This is a genomic window from Roseomonas sp. TAS13, assembly GCF_001950415.1.
Lineage (GTDB): Bacteria > Pseudomonadota > Alphaproteobacteria > Acetobacterales > Acetobacteraceae > Roseomonas > Roseomonas mucosa.
Window position 1 is genome coordinate 1 of record NZ_BDLP01000280.1, and the last position, 5,926, is coordinate 5,926.

General features: G+C 69.5%; 7 protein-coding genes. 5 read left to right on the top strand and 2 right to left on the bottom strand.

Annotated elements, in window-relative coordinates; genetic code table 11:
* Both mobF and ROTAS13_RS18005 read right to left on the bottom strand, forming a co-directional pair.
* Positions 1-1,536, bottom strand: a 1,536-nt coding sequence (mobF, locus tag ROTAS13_RS18000) for a MobF family relaxase (RefSeq protein WP_171979142.1), incomplete at its 3' end; no start/stop codon positions are given.
* Positions 1,533-1,847: a hypothetical protein gene (locus tag ROTAS13_RS18005; protein WP_037251365.1), complete on the bottom strand. Its 315-nt coding sequence runs from the start codon at positions 1,845-1,847 to the stop codon at positions 1,533-1,535. The genes ROTAS13_RS18005 and mobF, both read right to left, overlap by 4 nt.
* Positions 1,848-2,734: 887 nt before the next feature.
* Here ROTAS13_RS18005 and ROTAS13_RS18015 point away from each other — a divergent pair.
* From ROTAS13_RS18015 to ROTAS13_RS18035, 5 genes are all read left to right on the top strand, one after another.
* On the top strand, positions 2,735-3,508 hold the full coding sequence (locus ROTAS13_RS18015; RefSeq protein ID WP_139323424.1) for a hypothetical protein: 774 nt from the start codon (positions 2,735-2,737) through the stop codon (positions 3,506-3,508).
* Positions 3,509-3,516: 8 nt separating this feature from the next.
* Positions 3,517-4,173, top strand: a complete 657-nt coding sequence (locus tag ROTAS13_RS18020) for a hypothetical protein (protein WP_139323425.1) — start codon at positions 3,517-3,519, stop codon at positions 4,171-4,173.
* 54 nt (positions 4,174-4,227) lie between these two features.
* Entirely contained in the window at positions 4,228-5,097 is an 870-nt protein-coding gene (locus ROTAS13_RS26460) for a hypothetical protein (protein WP_051544315.1), read from the top strand.
* Between the two features lie 12 nt (positions 5,098-5,109).
* Positions 5,110-5,529 carry a hypothetical protein gene (locus tag ROTAS13_RS18030; RefSeq protein WP_027297332.1) on the top strand — a complete coding sequence of 140 codons (420 nt, stop codon included), beginning with the start codon at positions 5,110-5,112 and terminating at the stop codon, positions 5,527-5,529.
* A 130-nt stretch (positions 5,530-5,659) separates the two neighbouring features.
* Positions 5,660-5,848: a hypothetical protein gene (locus ROTAS13_RS18035; protein ID WP_027297331.1), complete on the top strand. Its 189-nt coding sequence runs from the start codon at positions 5,660-5,662 to the stop codon at positions 5,846-5,848.
* Positions 5,849-5,926: the final 78 nt, after the last annotated feature.

Here is a 5,926-nt window from a genome sequence, read left to right on the forward strand (position 1 = left end):
GCCCTGGCCCAGGGCGTAGATCGCCGCGCGCTGGGCGGCGGCATGGGCGGGCTCGCGGGTGAGGTCGAGCTGCCCGGCGCCGATGACGGCGTCGATCGCCGCGGTGATGGCGCGGGCCGGCAGGGCGCCGGAGCGGTCGCGCGCCGCCCGGTGGGCCTCGGCCTGCAGCGCCTCCTCCAGCCGCAGCTGGGCGGTGTTGGTCACCCGCACCTTGTCGCCCGAGAGGCCGACGACGAGGGCGACCTGTTCGCCGCGCAGGGTGATGCCGCGCCGCTCGATCAGCGCCACCACCCGGTCGATGTCCCCGGTGCCGCCGGCGATGCCGGTGCCGATCAGGCCCCGGGCGGCGTAGAGGCGCAGCTTGTCGTGGTCGATCACCGCCGCGGTGCGGAACTCGGTGGCGAGGTGCCGGGCCGCGAAGCGGTAGGCGGCGTCGAACCGCTCGGCGTCCGACAGCTTCGGGTGGGCCACCTCGTCCATGACGGTGGTGTGCTTCCAGCCGATGGCCTCGGCCTGGGCCAGCCAGATCTCCCGGTCGCCCTTGGGGCCGTTCTTTTCCAGGCGGGTGGCGAGGCCGGTGACGGCGAGAATCTTGAACTTGCCCTCGGCGGAGAGGGTGTCCCAGTCGAGGCCCTGGCTCGTGGCGTAGGCCTTGGCGGACCGCTCGACCTGCCGGCGGCCCTTGGAGAACAGGTCGGAGGCCGCCTGCGGGATGGCGTCGAGCACCACCGCCTGCTGCTGGCGGTCGTAGGACACCCGCGCCCCCAGCTCCCGCAGGTGGTCCGCCAGCCGGGCCTGGAAGTAGGCGCCGAACTCGTGCAGGCGGGTCCCGGTCAGCGCCTTGGTGTCGAGGGAGCCGACCCGCCCGTCCTCGGTGACGACGGCGTTGAACAGGGCGTTGTGGATATGGGCGTGGGGGTCGCCGTCCATGGTGGCAACCGTGGCGAGGTAGGTGGCCCCCTCCTTGCCGTCGCGGACCGAGACGGTCGGCCGGGCGGTGTGGTGGCGGAAGCTGACCCAGCCGACCGCCCCGGGGTCGGCGCCCAGCGCGCCGCCCTGTCCCTTGCGGGCCCAGCCCAGCTCGGCGGCGACGTAGCGCATGGTGGCGTCGTTGGCACGGTCGATGGCGTGCCAGATCGCGGCGCGCTCGGCCGGCGTGGCGGCGAACTCGGCGGCCAGGGAAACCGACTTGTGCGGGGCGAGGGTCAGGTCGAGGGCGCTGATCTCGCGTTTCTGGCCCGACCAGGCCTCGCCGGTATCGGCCCGCCTGGCCTCGAACAGGCGGTCGAGCGCCTCGTCCTTCGGCATGCGGGAGACGTCGATGCCGAGGGCCTCGGCGATGGCCATGGGCATGTCCGGCCGCCAGGAGGCCCGGCTGTCGCGGCGGGTGTAGTAGGCGGTCAGCCGCCCGCCGGGATCGAGATGCTTCCCTGGTGTGACCGCCGGATCGAAGGCCGGCTCGGGGGCGCTCTCGGTGAAGTAGGCGCGGAGCAGCTTGCCGGAGCTGGCGGCGGCGAGCTTGCGGAAGGTCATCATGGCTGGCGCTCCCCGAAGCGCTGGGCCAGGACGACCTCGTGGGCGACCAGGCGGGGCAGCTCCCGCGTGAGGTTGAGGGCGTGGCCCTCGAGATCGCGCAGCAGGGGCGTGTGCTCGCCGAGCAGGGCGACGATGGCTTGGAGCATCTCGGTGGTGGTGGGCCCCTCCTGGGGAGCCGGCGTGAGCAGCTTGATGATGGCCGCCAGCTGCTCGCCGAGGAGGCGCAGGACGGTGTCCTGGTGATCGAGGCGGCGGAGGACTTCCGCCGATCCGGCCGTTCGCAAGGGATTGGTGTTGGGTGGCTCGTCCATGGCGGACCTCCTTCTGGTGGGGAGGGAGACTGCCAGGGAGGCTTGCGAATGGAGGTATCGACGTGTCGGAGCGAGGATTGGGCCGCAGGCCCGCGCACCATCGGTGCATTGGTGTATGGACTCTGACTTTCCACGTTAACCGGACATTGGCGGCACCTTCACGCCGCGTGAGCGCCACATGGTCCCGGCGTAACGCCGAAATGAGTTCCATCGAAGCTGGACGTGAAGCTGACGTGAGGGCCACACGCACCGGACGTGAGCGAGGCATGCAGGCTTCGGCCGCGGTGCGGTCACGCCTCAGTCTCTTGGGGCGGTCTGTCTAATGAAGGACCCAACGCTTAAAGCCATCCGACGAGCATCCCGAGAGAAGCCGCCCCCAGGGCACTCGGAAGCCTTCAAATGGCTGCTGGATCGGCATGTCGAGTTCGCCCAGGTGCTCCGCCAGGACCGGCCTGGATGGGAGACCATCCAGGAGAAGCTTCATGCGGCCGGCGTCGTCGGCAAGCATGGCCAGAAGCTCAGCGTGCCATCCCTGATCCAATTGTGGGGCCGTGTATGCCTAGAGGCTGACCGCCGTGCCGCAGACAGGCCGCTCAAAGCAAAAGGTCGGAAGGCAAACCGCTCGCCGAAGACCACCCAACCGCCCCCGGGGGTCGAGCGGCGACCCGATCCCCCCATCCCGCCAAAATCGCATCCGCCGTTCGCGTCGGACGGTGGCACCTCATCCACGCCGGCGCCGGCGGACGCGGACCTTCCGCCCGAGGTGCAGGCGAAGATGGACAAGTTGAGGGCACGGCTCCGGCATTCGGACCGGGCGCTCAGGATCGGCAGGAGCCAGTAGGATGAGCAAAACCCGGAACCAGACCCCGCAGGACGGGCGCAAGCCCGTGCTGCTGATCGCGATCGGCCGGCAGCGGGTGGGCAAGACCACCTTTCTCAATGCGGTCGGCCAGTATTTCAAGGAACGAGGGGCGGACCTGCGGTTGTGGAACGCCGACCAGGCGAACAGCACGCACACGCTCAACCGGTTCGACGGGGAGGCCGTGTCGGCCCCGCAGGGCGGTGCCGAGGACACGATGGCCTGGATCGAGGGCCGGATGATGGAGCAGATCGAGCAGCGTTACGACGCGATCCTGGACGTCGGCGGCGGTGAGACGGCGCTGACGCAGCTGGCGGAGGAGACGCAACTGGTCGAGCAGCTGGAGGCGGCAGGCATCCGGCCGGTGGCGGTCCACCTGCTCGGGTCCGAGTTCGCGGACCTGGACTACCTGAACAACTGTGCCGGCGAGGGAATGTTCAGCCCCGAGGCGACGCTGCTGGTGCTGAACCGGGGGCTGCTGAAGTCCGGCCGGAACGCCGAGTTCGCTTTCGGCAAGATCTACGAGCACGAGACCTTCAAGGCCGCCATGAAGAAGGGTGCCGAGGTCGTGATGATGCCGGCGCTCAGCTGCATGGCGCAGGTGACGGATCGGGGGCTGAGCTTCTCGGACGCGGCGAACGGGAAGCAGGTGGCCGGGTTCCCGCCGACCTCGATCTTCGACCGCTCGCGGGTGGCGACCTGGTGGCAGAAGGCGATGCCGGCGTTCTTCGGCGAGATCAATCCGGATTGGCTGCCGAGGCTTCCCGTGGCGACGCCGGCGCCCGCGGAGGCGGCCGAGTGATGGACGGGATGCAGACATCGACGGTCTCGGGGCTGGTCGAGCGCGGCCAACGGGCGCGGGAGGACCTGGAGGACGCGCAACGCGAGCTCATGCGAGCGCTCGATGCGCTCGACGTGATTCCCGGGCACCCGGAGGCGGCCTTCGTGGCTGCCATGGCGGGGACGCAGCGGGCGTTCGCCAGCATGGCCGTGGGGATGGGAGAGGATCTGCGTGGCGTGGTGGCGGCCGCGCAGGTGCAGAGCCGGGAGGAACTCGAACGCCTGCGGGAGGCGACCCGGCTGGCCAACGCGACGACGGCGCAGGCACAGGCCGCGGCGGTGGCCAACGACGTGGAGCGGAAGCGGGTCATCGAGCGGATGGTCCAGGAGGTCGCGCCGGGGATCGTGGATTCCCTGCGGGGGAGCCTGGTCATCAAGGAGGTGGCCTACGACCGGCGGCGTCGGGCGGGGTTCTACACGCGCGGGGCGCTGGCGTTCGTGGGGGTGTTCCTGGCGGGCTACCTGATCTCGTTCTGGCAGGACTCTGCGGCGCTTGGGGTCACGGTGCAGCGGTGCCAGGAGCGGATGGTGACGGCGCAGAACGGGGAGATGTGGTGCAGGATGGAGGGGCACCTGACGCGTGGGCTGCCGCCCACGCCAGCCCGGCCGGCGGCGCCGACGCGCTGAGGGAAACCATCGTCGCGACCGGACGGACCGTCATTCGCACGGGGGTCTGGAAGGATGGTCGCCGTCGCGAAGGAGGCGACGGCGATGAAGCGATATCGAGGCGGAGGGGGCCTGGACAGCCCCGGGATGATGCTGGGGGTGGCCTTGGTGATCACCGGGCCGGCGGGGGTGGCGCTGGCGCAATCGGGCACCGTGACGATGAACGGGGTGCCGGAGCAGGTGATTCCACGGGTGCTGGAGATCGGGCTGGGTTCGTTCAGCATCACGCCAAGCCAGGGGACAGCGTCGACGACGGGGAGCGGATCGAGCGACGGGGGATCGGGGAGTGGCGATGCGACGGCGGCGGGCAGCAGCACGGCGCTGGACGTGATGACGTCGCGCTCCTGGGGGACGGCGGCGAGCGAGGCGGCGACGTCGCTGGGGGTGAACCCCTCGGCATTGGCGGCGACATGCCTCGTGGAGAGCGGTTGCCAGAACGTGTCGGCCAGTTCGGGGAGCAGCATCCGGGGAGCGTTCCAGATGCTGGACAGCACGTTCGAGAGCGGCCTGACACAGGCGGTGAGCTACAACGCGAGCCTGGCCGGTACGGTCGAGCGCGGAGTGGACGGTTCGATGGACCCGGCGAACCAAGCGATCTCGGCGGCGGCCCTTCTCCGTTCCTATGCCGAAAAGCTGCAGGCGGCCGGGATCAGCAATCCCACGGTGCTGGACGTGCGGGGCGGGTACAATTTCGGAACGGCGTATACGGTGAAGCTTGCACAGGCCGACAGCTCCGATCTCATGAGCAACGTGCTAAGCAGCTACAGCGCTTCACAACTTTCGAGCAACGGCATCACCTCCACGACGACCGTCGGGCAATGGCGCGCTTCGGTGGCGGCCAAGATGGGCGATGCCGCCTATCAGTCAGTCCTGATCGGCATCTGAGGAGTTTGAGACATGAAGTTTGCACTCGCTCCGCTGATCGGAGCAGCCCTTCTTGGATTATGCGCCGTGGCGTCGGCACAACAGGGGCCACGCTCCCTGCATGTGACCGGCCATATCCAGGGCTATTCCTGCATGATGCTCAACCTGACCAACGAGCAGATGCTGGTGTTCGAGAATCTGCCGCCAATCCGGGATCAGCCATCGCCGACCGCGAAACAGATCGGCGTCGCGTCCGAGACGGTGATTGTGGCGACACCGAGAAGGCAGGAAGGCAACTTCATCCAGGTCCTGCACATGAACGGGCAGCCCGGATGGTTGGAAGCTGATAAGGTGAAGCCCTGGCGGAGCGCGAACAATCCGAACGCGCACTGCACGCCAGCGATGATGAGCAACGGGCGGCCAGGCTTCGACTACACGCGCCCTGCCGGGTGATCACAGGCGGGCCGCCTCCCGCCGTCTGGCGGGGGGCGGCCCCGAGGCGGCGAGGCACGGGACTTCCCTCGGGGTCCGATAGCATACTGGCCGGTGCGACGCTCGGGGCGCGCGGATCGGGAGAACCGGGATGCTGGACAGGATGCGGCGGACGCTGCCGCCGGGGGTAGCGTGGTTCGCCGCCGGAGCGGGGTTCTGCGTGCTGGGCGCGCTACTGGCGAGCGGGCCGCAGGCGCGCGAGGTGGCACAGATCGGCTGGTGTGGCGCGATCGGGTTCGTGGTGCTGATCCTGGCGTTCAGCGGTCGGCGAGGCGGCTGAGGCCGGCCAGGCGCGGCCCGGGATGGGCCGCGACGCTGTCTCTTGATCACATCTACGCACAGCTCCACCGTAAGGCGA

Coding starts and splice junctions, on each gene's coding strand:
- ROTAS13_RS18005 (WP_037251365.1), bottom strand. CDS start 1,847: ATGGACGAGCCACCCAACACCAATCCCTTGCGAACGGCCGGATCGGCG.
- ROTAS13_RS18020 (WP_139323425.1), top strand. CDS start 3,517: ATGCAGACATCGACGGTCTCGGGGCTGGTCGAGCGCGGCCAACGGGCG.
- ROTAS13_RS26460 (WP_051544315.1), top strand. CDS start 4,228: ATGGTCGCCGTCGCGAAGGAGGCGACGGCGATGAAGCGATATCGAGGC.
- ROTAS13_RS18030 (WP_027297332.1), top strand. CDS start 5,110: ATGAAGTTTGCACTCGCTCCGCTGATCGGAGCAGCCCTTCTTGGATTA.
- ROTAS13_RS18035 (WP_027297331.1), top strand. CDS start 5,660: ATGCTGGACAGGATGCGGCGGACGCTGCCGCCGGGGGTAGCGTGGTTC.